The organism is Qipengyuania sp. R86523, assembly GCF_044596365.1.
GTDB classification, from domain to species: domain Bacteria; phylum Pseudomonadota; class Alphaproteobacteria; order Sphingomonadales; family Sphingomonadaceae; genus Qipengyuania; species Qipengyuania citrea.
Window position 1 is genome coordinate 2,397,043 of the sequence record NZ_CP138997.1, and the last position, 20,667, is coordinate 2,417,709.

At 65.2% G+C, this 20,667-nt stretch carries 27 protein-coding genes; 12 read left to right on the forward strand and 15 right to left on the reverse strand.

Annotated features, from left to right (window positions below; all coding sequences use genetic code 11):
- Window positions 1–140 precede the first annotated feature (140 nt).
- The gene (locus SJY12_RS11795) at window positions 141–1,415 is read left to right on the forward strand and encodes a dipeptidase (RefSeq protein ID WP_397505451.1); all 1,275 of its coding nucleotides are present in this window, start codon (window positions 141–143) and stop codon (window positions 1,413–1,415) included.
- Window positions 1,416–1,428: 13 nt separating this feature from the next.
- On the opposite strand, the gene SJY12_RS11800 is transcribed toward SJY12_RS11795, so the two are convergent.
- The 10 genes from SJY12_RS11800 to SJY12_RS11845 form a co-directional block, all read right to left on the reverse strand.
- Entirely contained in the window at window positions 1,429–1,872 is a 444-nt protein-coding gene (locus SJY12_RS11800) for a DUF1810 domain-containing protein (protein ID WP_397505452.1), read from the reverse strand.
- On the reverse strand, window positions 1,853–2,044 hold the full coding sequence (locus tag SJY12_RS11805; protein WP_397505453.1) for a DUF3008 family protein: 192 nt from the start codon (window positions 2,042–2,044) through the stop codon (window positions 1,853–1,855). Before SJY12_RS11805 ends, SJY12_RS11800 begins: the two co-directional genes overlap by 20 nt.
- Window positions 2,044–2,271: a DUF2945 domain-containing protein gene (locus SJY12_RS11810; RefSeq protein WP_050599622.1), complete on the reverse strand. Its 228-nt coding sequence runs from the start codon at window positions 2,269–2,271 to the stop codon at window positions 2,044–2,046. Before SJY12_RS11810 ends, SJY12_RS11805 begins: the two co-directional genes overlap by 1 nt.
- A gap of 22 nt (window positions 2,272–2,293) precedes the next feature.
- Window positions 2,294–2,605: a hypothetical protein gene (locus tag SJY12_RS11815; protein ID WP_050599623.1), complete on the reverse strand. Its 312-nt coding sequence runs from the start codon at window positions 2,603–2,605 to the stop codon at window positions 2,294–2,296.
- An 82-nt stretch (window positions 2,606–2,687) separates the two neighbouring features.
- On the reverse strand, window positions 2,688–3,512 hold the full coding sequence (dapD, locus tag SJY12_RS11820) for a 2,3,4,5-tetrahydropyridine-2,6-dicarboxylate N-succinyltransferase (protein WP_063511839.1): 825 nt from the start codon (window positions 3,510–3,512) through the stop codon (window positions 2,688–2,690).
- Between the two features lie 49 nt (window positions 3,513–3,561).
- On the reverse strand, window positions 3,562–4,641 hold the full coding sequence (locus tag SJY12_RS11825; protein WP_397505454.1) for a phosphotransferase family protein: 1,080 nt from the start codon (window positions 4,639–4,641) through the stop codon (window positions 3,562–3,564).
- On the reverse strand, window positions 4,641–5,726 hold the full coding sequence (locus SJY12_RS11830; protein ID WP_397505455.1) for a Zn-dependent alcohol dehydrogenase: 1,086 nt from the start codon (window positions 5,724–5,726) through the stop codon (window positions 4,641–4,643). The genes SJY12_RS11825 and SJY12_RS11830 overlap by 1 nt, the downstream gene beginning before the upstream one ends.
- Entirely contained in the window at window positions 5,726–7,060 is a 1,335-nt protein-coding gene (locus SJY12_RS11835; RefSeq protein WP_050599627.1) for an acyl-CoA dehydrogenase family protein, read from the reverse strand. Before SJY12_RS11835 ends, SJY12_RS11830 begins: the two co-directional genes overlap by 1 nt.
- Window positions 7,061–7,144: 84 nt before the next feature.
- Window positions 7,145–8,626: an MFS transporter gene (locus tag SJY12_RS11840; protein ID WP_341859107.1), complete on the reverse strand. Its 1,482-nt coding sequence runs from the start codon at window positions 8,624–8,626 to the stop codon at window positions 7,145–7,147.
- Window positions 8,626–9,486, reverse strand: a complete 861-nt coding sequence (locus SJY12_RS11845; RefSeq protein WP_397505456.1) for an SDR family NAD(P)-dependent oxidoreductase — start codon at window positions 9,484–9,486, stop codon at window positions 8,626–8,628. Before SJY12_RS11845 ends, SJY12_RS11840 begins: the two co-directional genes overlap by 1 nt.
- A 178-nt stretch (window positions 9,487–9,664) precedes the next feature.
- On the opposite strand from SJY12_RS11845, the gene SJY12_RS11850 reads away from it, so the two are divergent.
- The 3 genes from SJY12_RS11850 (at window position 9,665) to SJY12_RS11860 (ending at window position 12,909) form a co-directional block, all read left to right on the forward strand.
- Window positions 9,665–10,849, forward strand: a complete 1,185-nt coding sequence (locus SJY12_RS11850) for an acyl-CoA dehydrogenase family protein (protein WP_050599630.1) — start codon at window positions 9,665–9,667, stop codon at window positions 10,847–10,849.
- A gap of 3 nt (window positions 10,850–10,852) precedes the next feature.
- Entirely contained in the window at window positions 10,853–11,992 is a 1,140-nt protein-coding gene (locus SJY12_RS11855; protein ID WP_063512869.1) for an acyl-CoA dehydrogenase family protein, read from the forward strand.
- Between the two features lie 119 nt (window positions 11,993–12,111).
- On the forward strand, window positions 12,112–12,909 hold the full coding sequence (locus tag SJY12_RS11860) for an SDR family NAD(P)-dependent oxidoreductase (protein ID WP_050599632.1): 798 nt from the start codon (window positions 12,112–12,114) through the stop codon (window positions 12,907–12,909).
- 40 nt (window positions 12,910–12,949) lie between these two features.
- Here SJY12_RS11860 and SJY12_RS11865 read toward each other — a convergent pair whose 3' ends face one another.
- Genes SJY12_RS11865 through SJY12_RS11880 form a run of 4 tightly spaced genes read right to left on the reverse strand, consistent with a single transcriptional unit; the run spans window position 12,950 to window position 15,585 of the window.
- The gene (locus tag SJY12_RS11865) at window positions 12,950–13,927 is read right to left on the reverse strand and encodes a GGDEF domain-containing protein (protein ID WP_197458152.1); all 978 of its coding nucleotides are present in this window, start codon (window positions 13,925–13,927) and stop codon (window positions 12,950–12,952) included.
- 19 nt (window positions 13,928–13,946) lie between these two features.
- A complete protein-coding gene (gene gmk / locus SJY12_RS11870; RefSeq protein WP_050599634.1) occupies window positions 13,947–14,594 on the reverse strand; it encodes a guanylate kinase in 648 nt (215 codons plus the stop codon).
- Between the two features lie 37 nt (window positions 14,595–14,631).
- Window positions 14,632–15,045 carry a hypothetical protein gene (locus tag SJY12_RS11875; protein WP_050599635.1) on the reverse strand — a complete coding sequence of 138 codons (414 nt, stop codon included), beginning with the start codon at window positions 15,043–15,045 and terminating at the stop codon, window positions 14,632–14,634.
- A 36-nt stretch (window positions 15,046–15,081) separates the two neighbouring features.
- Window positions 15,082–15,585: an SspB family protein gene (locus SJY12_RS11880; RefSeq protein WP_050599636.1), complete on the reverse strand. Its 504-nt coding sequence runs from the start codon at window positions 15,583–15,585 to the stop codon at window positions 15,082–15,084.
- Between the two features lie 114 nt (window positions 15,586–15,699).
- Here SJY12_RS11880 and hisB point away from each other — a divergent pair, with 114 nt between their 5' ends.
- The 8 genes from hisB to SJY12_RS11920 all read left to right on the forward strand — a co-directional run bounded on the left by hisB (window position 15,700) and on the right by SJY12_RS11920 (window position 20,184).
- Window positions 15,700–16,293: an imidazoleglycerol-phosphate dehydratase HisB gene (gene hisB / locus SJY12_RS11885; RefSeq protein ID WP_050599637.1), complete on the forward strand. Its 594-nt coding sequence runs from the start codon at window positions 15,700–15,702 to the stop codon at window positions 16,291–16,293.
- On the forward strand, window positions 16,286–16,912 hold the full coding sequence (gene hisH, locus SJY12_RS11890; protein ID WP_050599638.1) for an imidazole glycerol phosphate synthase subunit HisH: 627 nt from the start codon (window positions 16,286–16,288) through the stop codon (window positions 16,910–16,912). Before hisB ends, hisH begins: the two co-directional genes overlap by 8 nt.
- A 40-nt stretch (window positions 16,913–16,952) precedes the next feature.
- A complete protein-coding gene (gene hisA / locus SJY12_RS11895; RefSeq protein ID WP_063506718.1) occupies window positions 16,953–17,681 on the forward strand; it encodes a 1-(5-phosphoribosyl)-5-[(5-phosphoribosylamino)methylideneamino]imidazole-4-carboxamide isomerase in 729 nt (242 codons plus the stop codon).
- Window positions 17,678–18,448 (forward strand): imidazole glycerol phosphate synthase subunit HisF, encoded by a 771-nt coding sequence (hisF, locus tag SJY12_RS11900; protein WP_050599640.1) that lies wholly within the window; start codon window positions 17,678–17,680, stop codon window positions 18,446–18,448. The genes hisA and hisF overlap by 4 nt, the downstream gene beginning before the upstream one ends.
- Before the next feature lie 85 nt (window positions 18,449–18,533).
- Entirely contained in the window at window positions 18,534–18,848 is a 315-nt protein-coding gene (locus SJY12_RS11905; RefSeq protein WP_397505457.1) for a phosphoribosyl-ATP diphosphatase, read from the forward strand.
- Complete coding sequence (locus tag SJY12_RS11910; RefSeq protein WP_230833637.1) at window positions 18,848–19,228, forward strand: histidine triad nucleotide-binding protein; 381 nt, start codon at window positions 18,848–18,850, stop codon at window positions 19,226–19,228. Before SJY12_RS11905 ends, SJY12_RS11910 begins: the two co-directional genes overlap by 1 nt.
- Before the next feature lie 134 nt (window positions 19,229–19,362).
- The gene (gene ykgO / locus SJY12_RS11915; RefSeq protein WP_050599643.1) at window positions 19,363–19,488 is read left to right on the forward strand and encodes a type B 50S ribosomal protein L36; all 126 of its coding nucleotides are present in this window, start codon (window positions 19,363–19,365) and stop codon (window positions 19,486–19,488) included.
- Between the two features lie 84 nt (window positions 19,489–19,572).
- Window positions 19,573–20,184, forward strand: a complete 612-nt coding sequence (locus tag SJY12_RS11920; RefSeq protein WP_397505458.1) for an HAD family hydrolase — start codon at window positions 19,573–19,575, stop codon at window positions 20,182–20,184.
- A 72-nt stretch (window positions 20,185–20,256) separates the two neighbouring features.
- Here the strand turns inward: SJY12_RS11920 and SJY12_RS11925 are convergent, their stop codons facing one another.
- The gene (locus tag SJY12_RS11925; RefSeq protein ID WP_050599645.1) at window positions 20,257–20,586 is read right to left on the reverse strand and encodes a CC_3452 family protein; all 330 of its coding nucleotides are present in this window, start codon (window positions 20,584–20,586) and stop codon (window positions 20,257–20,259) included.
- Window positions 20,587–20,667 lie beyond the last annotated feature (81 nt).

The window sequence follows — 20,667 nt, forward strand, 5'->3', positions numbered from 1 at the left end:
CGGATTTCCGGAATAGCCGGCCGATCGAACCGCGCCGGCCTGGGCGCGTTGCTGGCGGTCGTCATGGTCGTGAATGGCCCCTTCCCATGGGGCTGCTCTTTGCTAGGACGGGCGGCGATACATCAAGGGGTTTTTCGTTCATGCGCCATTTCCTGCTCGCCGCTGCCGCTGTTGCCCTCGCAACTTCGGGACCTGTCCTCGCGCAGAGCGCGGCCGAACGGACCGCGGCTGCCGCGCTGGAGGCGGCGCCGGTATGGGACGGCCACAACGACGTGCCGATCCAGCTGCGCTCGCGCTTCGGCAATGTCATCGGGGACTTCGATTTCCGCGACACGCTCGATACGCAGACCAGCGAACGCAGCGCCATGCATTCGGACCTTGCCCGGTTGCGGCAGGGCATGGTGGGCGCGCAGTGGTGGTCGGTCTATGTCAGCCCCGGCCTGCCCGAAGCCGAGGCAGTGCAGGCCACTGTCGAACAGATCGACGTCACCAAGCGCCTGATCGCCCGCTATCCCGACGCATTGCAGCTCGCACTTACCGCCGACGATGTCGAACAGGCGATGGGCGCCGGGCGGATCGCCTCGCTCATGGGTATGGAAGGCGGCCATTCGATCGGCTCGAGCCTCGCTGTTCTGCGGCAGATGTACGCCATGGGCGCGCGCTACATGACGTTGACCCATGGCAAGACGCTGAGCTGGGCCGACAGCGCCACCGATGCGCCGCAGCATGGCGGGCTCAACGCCTTCGGCATGGATGTGGTGCGCGAAATGAACCGCATCGGAATGCTGGTCGACCTCAGCCACGTCAGCGAGGAAGCGATGATAGACGCGCTCGATGTCGCGCAGGCGCCGGTCATCTTCAGCCATTCGGGCGCCCGGGCGATCACCGGTCACCTGCGCAATGTGCCAGACAGCGTGCTGGCCCGCCTTCCCGAGAACGGCGGGATCGTGATGGCGGTGGCGCTGCCGTGGTTCATCACCGAGGACCTGCGCCAGCATTCGGCCTCGCGTGCAGCGGAAGAAGCGCGGCTTGAGGCGCTCTATCCCGGACTGCCCGACACGGTCGAGGCGCAGCTGGCGAAATGGGATGCCGAGAACCGCGAGCCGGTGTCGACGATTTCCGATCTGGCCGATCATATCGACCATATTCGCGACGTGGCGGGGATCGACCATATCGGGATCGGCGGCGACTACGACGGCATGCCAACCGGCCCGATCGGGATGGAGGACGTGACCGGCTATCCCGCACTGTTCGCCGAACTGGCGCAGCGCGGCTATTCGCAGGAAGATCTGGAGAAGATCGCTTCGCGTAACATGATGCGCGTCATGCGCGAGGCCGAAGCCTATGCTGCCAGCGTGACGGACATGGCGCCGCTCGAATACCGCGCCGGAGAACCGCGCGACGCGGCCGACTGACAGGCTGGCATAACTAGAGCCTGACGAGCGTAAGCTCGTCACGCTTGCCATCGAAGAACCGGTCTAGCGCAGCACGGAAGACGTGCGCGTCCTCGCCCGATCCGGCGGCTTCGAACAATGTCATCGAGCTGCGGAACTTGAGCGTATCAACCGGGCCAAGGATCTCCGCGGCGGACATGGCCGCTGCGTGGCCGAGCATGGCCTGGCTTGCCTGTAGCAGCCGGTGGCCGAGCACAGGGTGCGCAAAATAGGCAGCGGCTTCGTCGGCGTTTGCCAGCGCGAAGGCGCGTGCCATCTCGCTTGAGCCGAGACCGACAATCTGCGGGAAGACGAACCACATCCAGTGACCCGTCTTCGTGCCGCGGCGCAGTTCATCGAGCGCGCGTTCCCAAACGCCGCCGTCTTGAGCGTTCAGGAAATGGCCGAACCGGTCACGGTCAATCGTCGTCGTCGACATGCTCGGGCAGGCCGTCGAGATCGGTGGATGCGTAATCCTCGAGCTCGTCTTCGCTCATCGAATTGTACATCTGTTTCGACGCGCCCTGCAGTTCGGACACCTTGGTGTCGCCCCGCTTGGCAGAAAGCGCCGCTCCGGCGGCACGTTGTTGGGCTTTGGATTGTGCAGGCATCAGTCTTGCGCCGACAGTTCGGAACCGCGTTTCAGCACTTCGTCGCCGTCGTCCTGTTTGATGAGATAGGCGGGGTTGTCCTCGTCGCCGTCTTTGGTGACTTCGGTTCCTTGCAGGGTACGGGTGACCTCGCGTTCGAAACGCTCCTTCACCTGACCCTTGCCCTTGCCGTTACCCCAGTTCCATTCGACATACTGGTCGGTCTGGTAGCTGTTCGGATTGCTCATGCGAACTCTCCCTGGCGTGCGATCAATTCTCGACGACTTCGAGCCCGTCTTCGGTGGTGACCTGGTCGCCGGGGGTAGCCACCTGATCGTCGCCAAGATCGGTCACGATGCTGTCGGTGTCGTCGCCTTCACCTTCCATCGACGAGATCTGGCCGCTGACGGTGCCCTCTTCCTCGACATCGCCGGTCGACAGGGCAGGCACGATCCACGTGACCGACAGCAACAGGATTGCCAGCAGCAATCCGCCCGCCAGTACCCAGCGCACCACGCCCTCTTTCGAACCGCCACTTGCTTCGGTGTCGGTGACGTGAACTTCTTCGCCTTGCTTGTGCATCGAGCTTTACTCCCTGAAAAATTACGCGATCCCGCGTGTATCTGGGAGATTTACGCTTTGTCGGGGCGAATGTTCCGGCGGCTCAGTCGCGCAGCAGTTCGTTGATTCCGGTTTTTTCGCGGGTCTGCGCGTCCACCGTCTTGACGATGACGGCGCAGGCAAGGCCGGGGCCGCCGTCCTTGCCGGGCATGGTACCGGGTACGACGACCGAATAGGGCGGGATGTGGCCGCGGATGACCTCTCCGGTGTCGCGGTAGACGATCTTGGTCGACTGGGTGATGAAGACCCCCATCGCCACGACGCTGCCTTCGCCGACGATCACGCCTTCGACGATTTCGCTGCGCGCGCCGATGAAGCAATTGTCGCCGATGATCGTCGGGTTGGCCTGCATCGGTTCGAGCACGCCGCCAATGCCTGCGCCGGCGGAGATATGGCAGTTCTCACCGATCTGCGCGCAGCTGCCGATGCTGGCCCAGGTATCGACCATCGTGCCCTTGCCGACATAGGCGCCGATGTTGACGAAACTCGGCATCAGCACGCAGCCGGGCGCGATATAAGCGCCTTCGCGGGCGACCGCGCCGGGCACCACGCGAAAGCCTGCTGCACGGAAAGCCGCATCGTCCCAGCCGGCAAACTTGCTCGGCACCTTGTCGAACGCCGGATGGCCGGCGCTGCCGCCCTCCATCACGCGGTTGTCGTTAAGCCGGAAGCTCAGCAGCACCGCCTTCTTGAGCCACTGGTTGACCGTCCAGCCGCCCTTGCCGTCGGGCTCGGCCACGCGGCCCTCACCGCTGTCGAGCATGCCCAGCGCCGCTTCGACCGCCTCGCGCACATCCGCGCTCTGCGGCGTGACATTGGCGCGGTCTTCCCACGCGGCGGTGATGCGGCTTTCGAGGTCGGCGCTCATGCTGGTCTCCGTTTGATATTACGGAGCGCTCGTTAGCAGTCCCGCTGCGCTAGTCCATCCCCGCTTCCTTGGCGAAGTGATAGGCGCGCTCTACCAGCGGGGCGACGCGTTCGGACATCGACTTGGCATGCGCGCTCGAAGCTGTGCCATCGATAACGCGCTTCTTGATGCCCTGCATGATGCCCGCCAGGCGGAAGAGGTTGTAGGCGAAGTACCAGTCCATCGGCGGCACCGGATAGCTGGTACGCGCGACATAGCGTTCGACCGCCTCGTCCTGCGTCGGGATGCCCAGCTCTGCGAGATCGAGGCCGAGCAGGCCCGCGCGGCCATCGTGCGGGTTGTGCCAGTTGAGCATGAGATAGCTGAAGTCGGCGATCGGATCGCCCAGCGTCGACAGCTCCCAGTCGAGCACCGCGATCACGCGGTTCTCGGTCTTGTGGAAGATCATGTTGTCGAGCCGGTAATCGCCATGGACCACGCTGGATTCGTGCTGCGGCGGGATCGTCTGGGGCAGCCATTCGATCAGCCGTTCCATCTGCGGCATGTGCTCGGTCTCGGACAGCTTGTACTGTTTCGACCAGCGGCTGATCTGCCGCGCGCAGTAATCGGTCGGCTTGCCGTAATCGCCCAGTCCGATCGCCTCGGGATCCTTCAGGTGTAGATCGGCAAAGGTGTCGATCATCGCATTGTAGATCGCGCGGCGTTCCTCGGGCGTGTTGTTGGGCAGCGAGCCGTTCCACAAGGACCGCCCGTCAGCGAGACCCATGACGAAGAACTTGCTGCCGATGACCCCCGGATTCTCGCACAGGCCATAGGTCTTGGGCACGGGGAAGCCGGTCGGGCCGAGCGCGTGCATCGCCTTGTATTCGCGGTCGACCGCATGTGCGCTGGGAAGCAGCTTGCCGAACGGCTGGCGGCGCAGCACGTAGCTGCGGTCCGGCGTGTCGATGCGATAGGTCGGGTTCGACTGCCCACCCTTGAACTTGGTGTAGCTGATCGGCCCGGAAAAGCCGTCGACATTGGCTTCGAACCAGGCCGTGAGTGCAGCAAGGTCGAGCTGGTCGGCCTCGGGCACTGCGACCGTGCCGACCATCTCCTTGTCGAAATCGATGGGTTGGTCTTCCGCCATCAGTCGAACACCACCACGCTGCGGGCCGAAGTGCCCTGTTTCATCTTCTCGAAGCCTTCGTTGATCTTTTCCAGCGGGATGCGCTCGGCAATGATCGTGTCGAGATCGAGCAGGCCGCGCATGTAGAAATCGACCAGCCGCGGCAGGTCGACGGGGAAGTGGTTCATCCCCATGATCGCGCCTTGCAGCTTCTTGCCCGACAGCAGATCCATCGCGCTCAGCCCGACCTTGCAGTCGAGCGGCATCATGCCGAGGATCGTCGCGGTGCCGCCGCGGCGCAGCACCTTGACCGCGAGGTCGGCGGATGGCTGACGGCCGACCGCCTCGATCGCGTGATGTACGCCGCCGCCGGTGATCTTCATCACCTGTTCGACCGCATCGTCGGCCATGGCGTCGACCGTATGCGTTGCGCCCAGCACTTCGGCGAGCTGGCGCTTTTCCGCCAGCGGGTCGATCGCGATGACCTTGCCTGCACCGGCGATCTTGGCGGCATTGATCGTCGCCAGCCCCACGCCGCCGCAGCCGATGACCGCGACGGTTTCGCCGGGCACGACCGAGCAGGCATTGAAGATCGCACCTGCCCCGGTGGTCACTGCGCAGCCGATAATGGCCGCGCGATCGAGCGGCATGTCCTTGTCGATCGCGACGCAGGCATGTTCGTGGATCAGCATCTGCTCGGCAAACGCCGACAGGTTGAGCATTTGCGCAACGGGCTCGCCGCCATTGCGCGTGATGCGCGGCGCGGCGGTCTGCGCCCGGCGGGTATCGCCGCCCAGGCACAGGGCCATCCGCCCGGTCACGCAGAACTCGCAATGGCCGCAGAAGGCGGACAGGCAGGAGACCACGTGGTCGCCCGGCTTGACCGTTTTCACCTCGCTGCCGACCGCGCGCACCACGCCCGCCGCCTCGTGGCCCGGAATGGCCGGCAGCGGGTGCGGATAGGCGCCGTCGATGAAATGCAGGTCCGAATGACACAGGCCGCAGGCCTTGGTATCGATCAGCACTTCGTGCGGGGCGGGATCGGCCAGCTCGACCTCACCGATGGTGAGGCCGCCGACCTGCTCGAGGATTGCCGCCTTGGCCATCAGCGCGTCGCTCCCATGTCGCCCGAGCTGAGATTGGCATTGCCCGGGCTCGGGGCCTTGCCGTCGCGCAGTGCGTTGGCGCTGGGGCCTTCCTCGGGCAGGTGCTTGGCAAACTCCATCCGCGCGATCGAGCGGGCGTGGACTTCGTCGGGGCCATCGGCCAGCCGCAGCGTACGCTGGTGGGCATAGGCATTGGCGAGACCGTAATCGTCGCTCACGCCGCCGCCGCCATGCGCCTGGATCGCATTGTCGATGATGCGCAGCGCCATGTTGGGTGCCTGCACCTTGATCATGGCGATTTCCTGCTTGGCGGCCTTGTTGCCGACCGTGTCCATCATGTCGGCGGCCTTGAGGCACAGCAGGCGGGTCATGTCGATATCGATGCGCGCCTGCGCCACGCGCTCTTCCCAGACCGAGTGCTTGTAGATCGGCTTGCCGAAGGCTTCGCGTTCCTGGAGGCGCTTGCACATCTTGTGCAGCGCTTCCTCGGCCACGCCGATAGTGCGCATGCAGTGGTGGATACGGCCCGGCCCCAGGCGACCCTGCGCGATCTCGAAGCCGCGGCCTTCGCCCAGCAGCATGTTGTCGACGGGCACGCGCACGTCCTTGAGTTCAACTTCCATGTGGCCGTGCGGCGCATCGTCATAGCCGAACACGGGCAGGTGGCGCAGGATGTTTACGCCCGGCGCGTCCATCGGCATCAGGATCATCGACTGCGCGGCATGGCGACCAGCCGAGAAATCGGTCTTACCCATGACGATCGCGACCTTGCAGCGCGGATCGCCGACGCCCGACGACCACCATTTGCGGCCGTTGATGACATATTCGTCGCCGTCGCGTTCGATCCGGCATTCGATATTCGTGGCGTCCGAACTGGCGGTATAGGGTTCGGTCATCAGGAAGGCCGACCGGATCTCGCCGTTCATCAGCGGGGTCAGCCACTTGTCCTTCTGTGCGCGCGTCCCGTAGCGATGAAACACTTCCATATTGCCGGTGTCGGGCGCGGAGCAGTTGAACACCTCCGAGGCGAAGCCGATGCGGCCCATTTCCTCGGCGCACAGCGCGTATTCGAGATTGGTCAGGCCGGGGCCTTCGAATTCGAAGCTTTCCTCGACATGGTGATGGCCGTCATTGCGCGGCGGCATGAAGAGGTTCCAGATCCCTTCCTTCTTGGCCTTCGCCTTGAGTTCCTCGACCACGGGAATGACCTTCCAGCGTTCGCCTTCGGCGTCCTGCTGCTTGTAGGTCGGCACGGCGGGGCGGATATGATCGTCGATGAAATTCTTCACCCGGTCGCGCCAGTATGCTTGCCGTTCTGTCGGTTGGAAATCCATCGTGTCTGTCCTCTTCTCTCTCAATTCGGTTGCGCCGTGAAACTGGCATAAGGATCGCTCCAAGCCAAGTCCCCCGCCGCAGCTCTAGGGTGTTATCGTATGGGCATCGGGGTCTGCGCGGACTGCCTGGTCAAGCGGGTCCGGGGTGGCGGGGGCGGGCGGGGCCGGGCGGCCGCGCCGGGCGGCAACGCGCGCCTCGTGCTGCTCGCGCGAGATCGGGAAGCGGGCCAGCCAGAAGGCAGCGATAGAGGCGAGCACCGTAGCCGCCAGCATGAACAGCCACACGAGCTGGCGAACCGTTTCGGGCGCAACCTCGGCCTGCGGCGTGCCGGGCGCGAGATCGATCGATTGCACGATCAGGCTGGTGAGCAGGATGCCGCCGCCGGTGGCGCATTTCTGCACCAGCCAGTTGCCCGCGTAGAACGTACCTTCGGCGCGCTGCCCGGTGCGCTCCTCGAAGGCCTCGACGATTTCGGCAACCATCGACGTGGCCGAAATGATCGCCACCACGCTGGCGGTGTTGGCGCAGACGAGAAAGCCATAGAGCAGCGCGGTCGAGGCGGTGGTGCCCACGGTGGGCCAGGCCCCCGCGAGATAGAACACATAGGGGCTGCAATAGAACGCCAGTCCGACCAATGCGCCCAGCGCTGCCGATTTAGGCTTGCCCCACCGGCGGTGGAGCGGCCCGACAATCACGAACATCAGCACGACCGACAGGAACAGCACCGCGGGATAGAGCTGGAAGGCGAGTTCGGAGAACTGCCAGACGTAGAGATTCACATATTGCGTGATCGAGAACGTCATGCCCTGCAGCACATAGGCCGCCAGCCCGCCCAGCGCGAAAATGACGAAGGCCTTCTCGCGGAAGGCATCGAAGATTTCCGCAAAAGCGCCGGTGATCGAAAAGGGCGGGGGCCGCCGTTCGGGCAGCTGCGCGACGATGCGGTGCTGCGCCGCGGCCGAACCGATCACCGACAGCGCGATCAGCGCCGCGCCGAACAGGCCGTAGCTGGCATAGCCTTCGGGCTGCAGCTGTGATTGCGGGGTGGGCAGGAACACGGTGAAGGTCAGCACCATCATCAGCAGTCCGCCGAGCCAGCCCGACAGGAAGCGGTAGCGGAACAGCGTGGTGCGATCGTCGTAATCGTCGGTGATCTCGGGCACTAGGCTGACCGAGGGGACTTCGCAGGCCGACAGCAGCAGCCGCACGCCCACCGCCAGCGCGACGATATCCCAGAAACCGGGGGTGCCCGTGAAGGGCGGGGACCACAGCATGGTCCACACCAGCGCCAGCGGCCACGGTGCCAGATAGAGCCACGGCAGCCGCCGGCCCCATTTCGTATAGGTGCGGTCGGACAGATGCCCGATCAGCGGATCGACGAGTGCGTCGATCACCAGCGCGGCGGCCAGCGCCGCGCCCACGGTGCTGGCATCGACCCCCAGCACCAGATTGTAGAACGGCAGCAGGAAGAAGCTGAAACCGCTGTCCTTGACCCCGAAGGCGACGGCACCGAAGCCGTGGACCAGCTTGAGGCGCTGCGGAAGGGGGCCGGTGACGAAAGGCATCAGGCGTTTTGCTGTGCCGCCTTGACCTGTTCTTCGAGCGCCATCAGCGCTTCGAATGCACCGGCTTCCTCCGGATCCCAGCTATGCCGCGGCCCCAGCGTGATACCGCCATCGACCACCATCGAGGCGCCGGTCATGAAACCGGCCTGCTCGCTGGCAAGGAACGCGACCGCCTGGGCGATATCGTCGGACTGGCCGCCGCGCGCCACCGGCTGCGCGTTCGACGACATCTGCGCGATCATCGTTTTGGCCTGTTCCTTCGCGGCATCGGGAATGTCCATCGTCGCAGTGAAGATGTTGGTGTTGATGAAGCCCGGCTGCACCGCATTCACGCGGATGCCGAATTGCGCCAGGTCGGTCGCCGCGCATTTGGTGAGGTGCAGCACGCCGGCCTTGGCGACGGCATAGGTCGTCGGGGAATAGCCCGGACCGACTGCCGCGACGCTGGAGACGTTGACGATGCTGGCTCCCTTGCGCCCCTTCATATGCGGGACGGCGTAGCGGATCCCCATTGCGACCGACCGCAGCAGCAGATCCATCGTCCGGTCCCAGGCTTCGGGTTCGATCTCGGCGATGCTTTCGCGGGCGCCGCCCGCCCCGGCGTTGTTGAACAGCGTATCGATGCCGCCGGTGTCTTGCGCCGCATGGTCCATCAGCGCCTTGATCGCCGCGGGATCGCAGACGTCGCACTCGACGAAACGGACGTCGCCCGGCGTTTCGCGGGCCAGTTTCTCGCCGCCCGCAACATCGATGTCGCTGGCGAAGACGGTCGCCCCCTCGCTGGCGAACAGGGCGGTGGCGGCGGCGCCGATACCCGATGCGGCACCGGTGACGATGACCGTCTTGTCCAAGAATCGCATCCCTACTCTCTCCCCGAATTTCTTGCCTGCCAGCTTAGGGCAGCATGGCAAGGCGTCAACGAATTCCGGCTGACGTTACGGCAATAGGGCAGGTTTCGACTGCCCTTGCGCAGTCGGGCCGAATCACCCTAACGTAAGCGTCAACATACCGCTGCTTTAAAAAGAGAGGATTCGGCCAATGTCCGACAGCGACCTGCAAGCCTTCCGCGCGGAAACGCGCGCATGGCTCGAAGCCAATTGCCCGCCCGAAATGCGCCAGCCCGTCAAGGACGAGGATGACATCTACTGGGGCGGCCGCAACGCCACCTTCAAGAACGATGCGCAAAAGGCCTGGTTCGATGCCTGCGTCGAGAAGGGCTACACGGTCCCAGCATGGCCCAAGGAATATGGCGGGGCGGGGCTGACGCCGGCGCAGGCCAAGGTGCTGCGCGAGGAAATGGCCGCGATCAAGGCGCGTCCGCCGCTGTCCAGCTTCGGCATCTGGATGCTCGGCCCGGCACTGCTGCATTTCGGCACCGAAGGCCAGAAGCAGCGCTTCCTCAATGAAATCGCCCGCGGCGAAATCCGCTGGTGCCAGGGCTATTCGGAACCCGGTTCGGGATCGGACCTGGTCTCGCTGCAGACCTATGGCGAGGACAAGGGCGATCACTGGGTGGTCAACGGCCAGAAGGTGTGGACCTCCTACGCCGACAAGGCCGACTGGATCTTCTGCCTCGTCCGCACCGACAAGGACAACAAGTACCAGGGCATCACCTTCATGCTCTACGACATGGCCAGCGAGGGCGTGGCGACCAAGCCGATCCTGCTGATCAGCGGCAACAGCCCGTTCTGCGAAACCTTCTTCGACGATGTGAAGGTGCCCAAGAGCTATGGTGAAGACGTGCCCGCCCAGGTCGGCGAGGTGAACCGCGGCTGGGACGTGGCGAAATACCTACTCGGCCACGAACGCGAGATGATATCGGGTGCCGATGGCGGCAACACCGGGACGATCGGCGCGGCGCTGACGCGCTCCAACGGCGAAATCGATCCTGTGCTGCGCGCCGAGCTGGCACAGTTCGACGTCGATGCGCTGGCCTATGGCGCGATGGGCGAGAAGTTCCTCGACGAGGTCAAGGTCGGCAAGGCGCACCCCGCACAGCCGAACATGATGAAATACGCCGGCACTGAGCTCAACAAGCGGCGCCACGAACTGATGATGGCAGCGGGCGGATCGACCGCGCTCGAATGGACCAGCGAGGAAACCGACGGCGGGAAGCCGGCGCGCAACTGGCTGCGGACCAAGGCCAACAGCATCGAGGGCGGCACGTCCGAAGTCATGCTGAACGTCATTTCCAAACGAATCCTCGAGCTTCCGGGAGCCTGATCGATGCCTCTTTACTATGATGACGACCAGGCGATGCTGGCCGATACCGCTGGCCAGTTCATGGCCGAGGAAGGCTCGATCAAGAACCAGCTGCGCCATTGGCGCGACCGCGACTGCAAGGATGGTTTCGGCCATGCGCTGTGGCAGCAATTCGCCGAAATGGGCTTCGCTGGAATGCTCGTGGATGAAGACGACGGCGGGCTCGGCATGGGCCAGGTCGAAGCCAATATCGTGCTCGAGCAGATCGGCCGCAACCTGACGCCGTCGCCGTTCATGTCCTCCTCCGTGCTGGCCGCCACCGCGCTCAAGCATGGCAGCAACGACGTGAAGGGCCGCTGGCTGCCCGGGCTGGTTTCGGGCGAGAAAGTCTATGGCGTAGCGATCGACGAAGGCGCCAAGCACCGCCCCGAACGGATCGGCTGCCGCGCGGAAAAGTCGGGCAACGGGTTCAAGCTGTCGGGCCGCAAGGACTTCGTTCTCTACGGTGCCAGCAGCGAGATGATCGTCGTTGCCGCGCGCACCTCGGGCAGTGATAGCGACACGGACGGCGTCACGCTCTTCGCCGTGCCGCAGGACGCCGCCGGCATGAGCCACGACAGCGTACGCCTGGTCGACAGTTCGATGGCCAGCCATATCACTTTCGACAATGTCGAACTCGACGGCGATGCCGTGATCGGTGAAGTCGACGGCGGCCGCGCCGTGCTCGATGCCATGCTGGTGGCGGGCCGCGTCGGCTCGGCTGCCGAGGGTGTCGGCGTGGCCGGGGGGGCGATGGACATGACCGTCGATTACCTCAAGCAGCGCAAGCAGTTCGGCAAGGTCATCGGCGAATTCCAGGCGCTGCAGCATCGCGCCGCGCATCTCTATTCCGAAGTCGAGATCGCCCGGGCAGTTACTGTCAAGGCGGCGCAGCTGGTCGACGGTGGCAGCGAGCGCGCCGATCTGATGGCCTCGGTCGCCAAGGCCAAGGTCGCCAAGGTCGCCGGGCTCGCAGTGCGCGAGGGCGTCCAGATGCATGGCGGTATCGGTATGACCGACGAATACGACATCGGCCTGTACATGAAGCGGGACCGCGCGCTGCAGGAATTCCTCGGCGACCAGTATTACCACGCCGGGCGCGTCGCGGAGCTCAGCGGCTACTAGAACCAGAACCAGCACCAAACCCAGTCATTGGGAGGGGAGCGAAGCAATCCAGGGAGCGGCACGATGGATTGCCGCGTCGCCTGCGGCTCCTCGCAATGACTGAAGTGGGAGAGAATTAAATGAACCTAGAAGACCTGTTCAGCCTCAAGGGGCGCGTCGCGCTTGTCACCGGCGGCAGCCGCGGCATCGGCAAGATGATCGTCGAGGGCTTCCTCGCCGCGGGCATCGACCGCGTCTATATCAGCGCGCGCAAGATCAATGAAATCGAGGAAACCTGCGCCGAACTGGGCGACAAGGTGATCGGCATTCAGGGAGACCTGTCCACCATCGAGGGGATCGAGGCGCTGGTCGAGGAATTGTCGGGCCGCGAAAGCCAGCTCGACATTCTCGTCAACAATGCCGGCGCGGCCTGGGGTGTCGACTATCTCGAATTCCCCGAAGCCGGCTGGGACAAGGTGATGGACCTCAACGTCAAGACGCCGTTCTTCCTCACGCAGAAGCTGCACAAGCTGCTGACGGCCGGGGCCAGCGCGGACAAGCCGGGCAAGGTCATCAACATCACCTCGATCGACGGCCAGCGCGTCAATCCGTGGGAAACCTACAGCTACCAGGCGTCGAAGGCCGCGCTGATCCATTTGACGCGGCGCATGGCGGCGCGGCTGGTCAAGGATCACGTCTATGTCACCAGCCTGGCGCCCGGCGCTTTCCCGTCGAACATGAACCGCGCGGCACGCGATCACGAGGATGCGAGCGCAGCGGGCATTCCGTCGAAGCGCGTGGGCGACAAGTTCGATATGGGCGGGACCGCGGTCTATCTCGCCAGCCGTGCGGGCGATTACACGATCGGCGAAACGCTGACCGTCGACGGCGGGATCGTCAACGCGCTGCTGCCGAGCCATTTCGCCGAACCGAGCTGACCGGTGCTGCCGCCTCCGGCGCGGTGCCGGGGGCGGCGGCTCAGGCGCTGAGGATGCAGTTGCGGCCCGCGGCCTTGGCGCGATAGAGCGCCTTGTCCGCCTGCCGCAGCGCGGCGGCGTTGGCATCGCCCGCGCCGACTGCCAGCGCGACCCCGCCCGAGAAGGAGATCAGCCCCATCGGTTCGTCGGTCTCGCGCAGTTTGAATTCGGTATCGGCCAGCGTGGCCCGCGCCTGATTGAGGCGTTTCACCACCGCCGCCAGATCGCTCGAGGGCATCACCACGATGAATTCCTCGCCGCCCCAGCGGCCCACGAATTGCGGCGCGCAGGCATCTTCGAGCGTCGAGGCGACCAGCTTGATCACGCGGTCGCCGACGCCGTGGCCGTAGCGGTCGTTGACTGACTTGAAATTGTCGATGTCGACCAGCGCGATGACCCGCGCATCGCCTTTTTCCGCCAGTTCGGCCAGATGCGCGTCGATCGCGCGGCGATTGGCAAGGCCGGTCAGCTCGTCGCGCTGCGCATCGTTGCGCGCCGCCTCCAGCTCTTCGCGCAGCGCCCTGACCTCGTCCATCGCCGCGGTCAGCTGCGATTGCGCGTGGAGCGAATGTTCGATCATCCGCGCGACGATCGAGGACGTGTCGCCCGTACCCGCGGGATCGGCCTGCGCTTCCTCGCTCAGTTCGCGGGCGAAGGTGCCGGTCGCATCCGCCGCCGAGGAAGCCAGTTCACTGAGCTTGAGCGACTGGTGCCGCAGATGCGCGCTCAGTTCGCCGTTCTTGCTGTCATAGGCGCCGAAAAACGTCGTCGTGCTGTGCGCTTCGAGGATGTCGTCGGCTTCGTCCTGCTTGATGCGGTAGCCGTCGGAGATGATCTGCGCGACCGCGCGGCCGATCGGCGATCCGGGGTCGTTCAGCGCAATATAGGCGAGCGTGTAGTTCTGCGGCGTCGCGGCGAGGCGGTGGCTGGCCAGGAAGGCCAGCGTCTTCGCCCCGTCATCCAGCTTGGTGGTGGACATCGCCATCCGTCCCGCTGCCTCAGGCCATGAGTTCGCGCACGAAGGGGATCAGCCCCGTCTGCCGCTGGCGCTTGGTCCGCTCCGCATCGAGGATTTCGCGCACCTTGGCGAAGCAGCTGTCGACGTCTTCATTGATGACGACATAGTCATAGGCGTCCCAGTGGCTGATCTCGGCGCGCGCACGCTCCATCCGTGCAGCGATTACCTCGTCGCTGTCGGTGCCGCGCCCGCGCAGGCGCCGTTCGAGCTCGGCGATGGTGGGGGGCAGGATGAACACGCGCACCACGTCCTGCTGGTCCTTCTGGAACAGCTGCTGCGTGCCCTGCCAGTCGATATCGAACAGGAAGTCCTGTCCTTCCTTCAGCGCGTTGCGGATGCGCCCCTTGGGGGTACCGTAACGGTGGCCGAAGACCGGGGCCCATTCGTAGAAATCGTCTTCCTCGACCATCCGGTCGAATTCGGCATCGCTGACGAAATAATAGTGCACGCCGTCGATTTCACCCGCGCGGGGCGGCCGCGTGGTGACGCTGACCGAGAGCTTTATCTCGTCATCGGCGTCGAGCAGCATGCGCGATATGGTCGTCTTGCCCGCCCCGCTGGGCGAGGACAGGATGAACATCAGCCCGCGGCGGGCGAGCCTGTTTGTGGGTGTCTGGGATTCGGCCATGCACGCCTATGAAACAGCGGGGTCGGACAAATCAAGGTCAGTCGTCGCGATGCGCCTGCTCGATCAGTTCGCGGTCGCCTTCGCGGCGCTGCGCACTGCGGCTGCGCCGGCGATCGTACAGCGTCTTGGCCAGTGCCCCGCCGCCGACGATAAGCGCGCCGGGCAGGTTGCGGGTCGCCAGCTTGGCCAGGCCGAAGCTGACCAGTGTCTGGCCCAGCGTCTTGTTCCGAACGATCTCGCGCGCGGTTTCCTTGCCGTAGCGGCCGCGCAGCAGGCCCTTTTCCACCGCCCGCCGGGCGATGTAGGATCCCGCGCGGATCGCCACGTCGGCGACCATCAGATTGGTGGCGGGATTGTGTGTCGGGCCGGGCATGCCTTCGGTCTTGCCCGGCGTCTTGGCGCGCGCCTTGTCGACTGCCTTCGCGCCGTAGGTTGAAACATGTTTGACCATTGGTGCCCCCGGTCGGCTGCGGTTCGGTTGGAACCCTTACTTCTTGCGGCCGAAATCGACCGTGACGACATTCGAGCCGTCTTCAGTAGCATCAACGGGTTCGCCATCTGCCAGTTCCATCCCGTCGTTTTCGGGATGTTCGGGTTCCGCCGGTGCCATGTCGGCGACGGTGGCCTGGAACTGCAGCCCGAAATCGACCGCCGGATCGACGAATTGCGTGATCGCGGCATAGGGGATGTCGAGTTCGGCAGGGACCTGGTTGAACGACAGCCCGACGGCAAAGCCATCGTCGCGCACGTTCAGGTTCCAGAACTTGTTCTGCAGCACGATCGTCATTTCGTCGGGAAAGCGTTCGCGCAGGCTTGCCGGAACCGAGACCCCGGGAGCGTGGGTCTTGAAGGTGATGTAGAAATGATGGGCACCGGGCAGTTCGCTGCCGCCCTGTTCGATTTCGCCCAGGACCCGGCCCACCACGGCACGCAAGGCTTCCTGCACGATGGAATCGTAAGGGATCAGGCTGTCGGGCGTATCGTCGCTCATGGGTCGCTAGGTGGCGCTGCGCGGCGCAGGGGTCAAGCGGTTTAAGCGGGTCTTTACCCTGCGCGTAGGTGCATTTTCTTGCGCCTTGGCGCGCGCCGCTCTAGCGCGGCTGGCATGCGTACAGGCCGGATCGAACGAAACACAGCGGAAACCAGAATTCTTGTCGAGGTGGGCCTCGACGGGAGCGGCAGCTATGATGTCAGCACCGGGATCGGCTTTCTCGACCACATGGTCGAACAATTCGCCAAGCATTCGCTGATCGACGTGACGATGAAGGTCGATGGCGACCTGCATATCGACCAGCACCACACCACCGAAGACAGCGCGCTGGCGCTGGGGCAGGCGCTGGCCGCCGCGCTCGGCGACAAGGGCGGGATCGCGCGTTACGGCAGCGCCTATTCGCCGATGGACGAAACGCTGGCGCGGGTCGCGCTGGACATTTCGGGACGGCCCTATCTGGTGTGGAAGGCCGGGTTCAGCCAGGAAAAGCTGGGCGAATGGGACACCGAGCTGATCGAGCACTGGTTCCATTCGGTCGCGCAGACCTGCGGGCTGACGCTGCATGTCGAGCTGCTCCACGGCAGCAACAACCACCATATCTGCGAAGCGATCTACAAGGGCTTTGCCCGCGCGATGCGCGCGGCGGTCGAAGTGGATCCGCGCAAGGGCGGGGCGATCCCCAGCACGAAGGGGCAGCTTGGTGGGTGAAGTGGTGGCCCTGGTCGATTACGGGGCCGGTAATCTGCATTCGGTCGAAAACGCGCTGCGCAAGGTCGGGGCCGATGTCACGGTCACCGCCGATCCCGACGTGTTGCGCGCGGCCGACCGGATCGTGCTGCCGGGCGTGGGGTCGTTCCGCGCCTGCGCCGAAGGGCTGCGCGCCGAAGCCGGCGTAATCGAGGCGATGCGCGAACGCGTGTTCGTGGGCGGTGCGCCGTTCCTCGGTATCTGCGTGGGCATGCAATTGCTGGCCACGCGCGGGCTCGAACACGGCGAAACGCCGGGGCTGGGCTGGATCGACGGCACGGTGCGGCTGATCGAACCGATCGACGACAGCGTGAAGGTCCCCCACATGGGCTGGAACGACGTCGCGCCGCTGCCGCATGCGCACGACCACGAAGTGCTGGTCGGCGGCGAGGCCTATTTCCTGCACTCCTACCATTTCAAGCTACGCCATCACGAAGACGTGCTGGCGATGACCGATCACGGCGGCGGACTGGTCGCGGCGGTCGGCCGGGACAATTTCCTCGGCGTGCAATTCCACCCCGAAAAGAGCCAGGCCTACGGGCTCGACCTGCTGTCGCGTTTCCTCGAATGGAAACCGTAACCGCGCTGGCCCGGCCACGCGATGTAATGGAACCGAAAGTATGATCGTCTTTCCCGCTATCGACCTCAAGGGCGGCGACGTGGTGCGCTTGGCCGAAGGCGATATGGACCGCGCCACCGTCTATGGCGACGATCCGGCCGCGCAGGCGCGGCTGTTCGCCGACGCCGGCGCCGAGCACCTGCATGTCGTCGATCTCGACGGCTCCTTCGCCGGGAGCGCGCAGAACCGCGAGGCCGCCGAGGCGATCGTCCGGGCATTTCCCGGGAAGGTCCAGCTGGGCGGCGGGATCCGTACCCCCGCCGATGTCGCCGGATGGATCGAGACGGGGGTCGCGCGGATCGTGATCGGCACCGCCGCGCTCAAGGACCCGCAATTCGTCAAGGACATGGCGCGCGAATATGCCGGCGCGATCGTGGTCGCGGTCGATGCGCGCGACGGCATGGTCGCCACCGACGGCTGGGCCGAAGTGTCCGATGTCTCGATCGTCGACATGGCACGGCGGTTCGAGGATGCGGGCGTTGCCAGCCTGCTGTTCACCGACATCGGCCGCGACGGCATGCTCAAGGGCGTCAATATCGATGCCACCGTGGGGCTCGCCCGGCAGGTCGACATCCCGGTCATTGCCAGCGGCGGGGTCAAGGGACTGATCGATATCGACACGCTTGCGCGGTTCGCCGGCGACGGGATCGAAGGCGTGATTACGGGCCGGGCGCTGTATGACGGGCGGCTCGACCTGGCGGCCGCGCTGCGTGTGGCGAAGCAGGCATGACGGTCCGCGTCCGGGTCATCCCCTGCCTCGACGTGCGCGACGGGCGTGTGGTCAAGGGCGTGAACTTCGTCGACCTGAAGGATGCGGGCGACCCAGTCGAGCAGGCGCAGGCCTATGACGCGGCGGGCGCGGACGAGCTCTGCTTCCTCGATATTTCGGCCAGCCACGAAGGGCGCGGCACGTTGCTCGACATGGTCCGGCGGACCGCGGAAGTGTGCTTCATGCCGTTGACCGTCGGCGGCGGGGTGCGCAGCGTCGAGGATGCCCGCGCCCTGCTGCTCGCCGGGGCGGACAAGGTGGCGGTCAATTCGGCGGCGGTGACGCGGCCCGAACTGGTGCGCGAGATCGCGGAGAAATTCGGCAGCCAGTGCGTCGTCGCCAGCGTCGATGCCCGCGCTTCGACCAGCGGCGAGGTACGCGGTTGGGAAATCTACACCCATGGCGGCCGCAAGCCGACCGGGATCGACGCGGTCGAGCATGCGGTGCGCCTCGCCGAACTGGGAGCGGGCGAATTGCTGGTCACCTCGATGGACGGGGACGGGACCAAGGCTGGCTACGATGTCGATCTGACGCGGGTGATCGCCGATGCGGTCACGGTGCCGGTGATCGCCAGCGGCGGGGTGGGCACGCTCGATCACCTCGTCGAAGGCGTGACGCGCGGCCATGCCAGCGCGGTGCTGGCGGCATCGATCTTCCACTTCGGCGAGCACACGGTTGCCGAAGCGCATGCCGCACTGCGCGCCGCGGGGCTGCCTGCGCGCGGCTGACCACGCACCGCGCCCGCGGCTGCGGGCTGCGCGGCGGTGTAACTGCGATTGACGCTGGCCGCAGGCGCCGTGCATAGCGCAGCGCATGGATACGCTTTTCCGTCTCGAACAGACCATCGCGCAGCGCCGCGCCGCCGACCCCGCCGAAAGCTATGTCGCCAGCCTCCATGCCAAGGGCCTGCCGCAGATCGCGCGCAAGCTGGGCGAGGAAGGCGTCGAAGCCGCGGTGGCGGTGCTGTCGGGCAGTGCGGAAGAGCTGACCGGCGAAGCCGCCGATATCCTGTTCCACCTGCTCGTCGCGCTCGACGCGCGCGGTATCGGGTTCGACCGGGTCCTCGAAGAACTCGACCGCCGCGACGGCATTTCGGGCATTGCCGAAAAAGCCAGCCGGAGCGCCTGATGCCGATCGATCCCACGCTTGCCTATGACGACGACAATATCTTCGCCAAGATCCTGCGCGGCGAGATTCCCTCGACCAGGGTCTATGAAGACGAATGGGCCTATGCCTTCGAGGATATCAATCCGCAGGCCGAGGTCCACACGCTGGTGATCCCCAAGGGGCGCTATGTCAGCTGGGACGATTTCAGCGCCAGGGCGCAGGCGGAGGAAATCGCCGGTTTCGTCCGCGCGGTGGGCAAGGTCGCGCGCGACAAGGGGCTGGTCGAGACCGGGTACCGGATGATGGCCAATATCGGCGCGCATGGCGGGCAGGAGGTTGCGCATCTGCACGTCCATCTGTTCGGCGGCGAACCGCTCGGGCCGATGATCGCCCGGCGCTGAACGCACGGGGCCCGATCTTTCGCTGCCAGCCCAACTCTTTCCTTGACCGAATCCCCCCTGCCGGTTAACCGGCCGCTTGATTTCGGCGCGTCGGGGCACCATCTCCGGCGCGCATTTATTTCACGAGAGACATTATGAAGATCCGCAACAGCCTCAAGTCGCTCAAGGGCCGCCATCGCGATTGCCGCGTGATCCGCCGTCGTGGGCGCACCTATGTCATCAACAAGACCAACCGCCGCTTCAAGGCCCGCCAGGGCTAATCGGCGCGTCGTCCCGCAGGGGGCGGCAGTATTGCAGACCGGCCCGGCTCCCCAGCGGAGTTCGGGCCGTTCGCATTGGGGGGTATGACCATGCAGGCCGAAGCGGTCGTCTTCGATGTCGGAAGGGTGCTGTATCAGTGGCATTTGCGGCATCTGTTTGAGAAGCTGGTGACCGATCCCGCGCGGCTCGACATGCTGCTGGGCGAAGTGGTCACCGAGGAATGGCACTTCGAACATGACCGCGGGCGCACGCTCGGCGAAATGGTGCCCGAACGGATCGCGCTTTATCCTGATTTCGAACCCGACATTCGCGCTTATGCGGCGCGTTTCAACGAAACCATTCCGGGGCCCGTCCCGGGCAGCCATGCGCTGGTCGAACGGCTCGATGCGCGCGGGGTGCCGCTTTATGCGATCACCAATTTCGGCGCGGAGTTCTGGGCCGGCTTCCGCCCCACTGCACCGATCTTCGACCGCTTTCGCGCGATCGTCGTCTCGGGCGAGGAAAAGCTGGCAAAGCCCGATCCGGCAATCTTCGATCTCGCGGCGCGCCGGTTCGGCCGCGCGCCCGAAGCTATGCTGTTCATCGACGACAACCGCGCCAATGTGGATGCCGCCGCGGCCCATGGCTGGCAGGTGCACCACTTCAGCCGGGCGGATCTGCTCGAAGCGGACCTGGCCGAACGCGGACTGATATAAAAAAGGCCCCGGCGAACGAATCGCCGGGGCCTTGAGTCAGCCACCCGATGGAGAGGGGTGGGGGAACTTAAATCAGCGGTTGCACTGCGCGAGCTTGTCGGCGTCGAGTGCCTTTTCATCCGCGACGAAGGCCGTGATTTCGCCGTGTTCGCGCTGCAGTTCGCGGCACATGCGCAGCGGGCGCGAGCTGCCCTTGCGAGCGACGCAGGTCGTGCCCTGGCAGGCCCAGGCGACGCCGGCGGCGACGGTGGTGGTGCGTTCCGCCACGGGTTCGGCCAGCTCGACCGAGTAGAAGAAGCCGTTGGTGCGCGCTTCTGCCGGGGCGCCGGCAAGCGTCAGCGATGCCACTGCGGCGGTGGCCACGAGGCCGAGCGAAGCGAAGCGGGGGAGGAAGGACGTCATGGGGGGATTCCTCGTTGGTTGCTTTTATTGCAACAGTGTTTGAGTTTCTTGCAATTAGGTTTCAATTAGCAACCCATTGCC

Coding starts and splice junctions, on each gene's coding strand:
- hisB (WP_050599637.1), top strand. CDS start 15,700: ATGCGTACAGGCCGGATCGAACGAAACACAGCGGAAACCAGAATTCTT.
- SJY12_RS11830 (WP_397505455.1), bottom strand. CDS start 5,726: ATGGCCAAGGCGGCAATCCTCGAGCAGGTCGGCGGCCTCACCATCGGT.
- dapD (WP_063511839.1), bottom strand. CDS start 3,512: ATGAGCGCCGACCTCGAAAGCCGCATCACCGCCGCGTGGGAAGACCGC.
- SJY12_RS11925 (WP_050599645.1), bottom strand. CDS start 20,586: ATGACGTCCTTCCTCCCCCGCTTCGCTTCGCTCGGCCTCGTGGCCACC.
- hisF (WP_050599640.1), top strand. CDS start 17,678: ATGACGGTCCGCGTCCGGGTCATCCCCTGCCTCGACGTGCGCGACGGG.
- SJY12_RS11835 (WP_050599627.1), bottom strand. CDS start 7,060: ATGGATTTCCAACCGACAGAACGGCAAGCATACTGGCGCGACCGGGTG.
- SJY12_RS11825 (WP_397505454.1), bottom strand. CDS start 4,641: ATGGCGGAAGACCAACCCATCGATTTCGACAAGGAGATGGTCGGCACG.
- SJY12_RS11860 (WP_050599632.1), top strand. CDS start 12,112: ATGAACCTAGAAGACCTGTTCAGCCTCAAGGGGCGCGTCGCGCTTGTC.
- SJY12_RS11850 (WP_050599630.1), top strand. CDS start 9,665: ATGTCCGACAGCGACCTGCAAGCCTTCCGCGCGGAAACGCGCGCATGG.
- SJY12_RS11815 (WP_050599623.1), bottom strand. CDS start 2,605: ATGCACAAGCAAGGCGAAGAAGTTCACGTCACCGACACCGAAGCAAGT.
- SJY12_RS11800 (WP_397505452.1), bottom strand. CDS start 1,872: ATGTCGACGACGACGATTGACCGTGACCGGTTCGGCCATTTCCTGAAC.
- SJY12_RS11905 (WP_397505457.1), top strand. CDS start 18,534: ATGGATACGCTTTTCCGTCTCGAACAGACCATCGCGCAGCGCCGCGCC.
- SJY12_RS11865 (WP_197458152.1), bottom strand. CDS start 13,927: ATGTCCACCACCAAGCTGGATGACGGGGCGAAGACGCTGGCCTTCCTG.
- SJY12_RS11875 (WP_050599635.1), bottom strand. CDS start 15,045: ATGGTCAAACATGTTTCAACCTACGGCGCGAAGGCAGTCGACAAGGCG.
- SJY12_RS11920 (WP_397505458.1), top strand. CDS start 19,573: ATGACCATGCAGGCCGAAGCGGTCGTCTTCGATGTCGGAAGGGTGCTG.
- SJY12_RS11910 (WP_230833637.1), top strand. CDS start 18,848: ATGCCGATCGATCCCACGCTTGCCTATGACGACGACAATATCTTCGCC.
- ykgO (WP_050599643.1), top strand. CDS start 19,363: ATGAAGATCCGCAACAGCCTCAAGTCGCTCAAGGGCCGCCATCGCGAT.
- SJY12_RS11840 (WP_341859107.1), bottom strand. CDS start 8,626: ATGCCTTTCGTCACCGGCCCCCTTCCGCAGCGCCTCAAGCTGGTCCAC.
- SJY12_RS11855 (WP_063512869.1), top strand. CDS start 10,853: ATGCCTCTTTACTATGATGACGACCAGGCGATGCTGGCCGATACCGCT.
- SJY12_RS11845 (WP_397505456.1), bottom strand. CDS start 9,486: ATGCGATTCTTGGACAAGACGGTCATCGTCACCGGTGCCGCATCGGGT.
- gmk (WP_050599634.1), bottom strand. CDS start 14,594: ATGGCCGAATCCCAGACACCCACAAACAGGCTCGCCCGCCGCGGGCTG.
- hisA (WP_063506718.1), top strand. CDS start 16,953: ATGATCGTCTTTCCCGCTATCGACCTCAAGGGCGGCGACGTGGTGCGC.
- SJY12_RS11795 (WP_397505451.1), top strand. CDS start 141: ATGCGCCATTTCCTGCTCGCCGCTGCCGCTGTTGCCCTCGCAACTTCG.
- SJY12_RS11880 (WP_050599636.1), bottom strand. CDS start 15,585: ATGAGCGACGATACGCCCGACAGCCTGATCCCTTACGATTCCATCGTG.
- SJY12_RS11810 (WP_050599622.1), bottom strand. CDS start 2,271: ATGAGCAATCCGAACAGCTACCAGACCGACCAGTATGTCGAATGGAAC.
- SJY12_RS11805 (WP_397505453.1), bottom strand. CDS start 2,044: ATGCCTGCACAATCCAAAGCCCAACAACGTGCCGCCGGAGCGGCGCTT.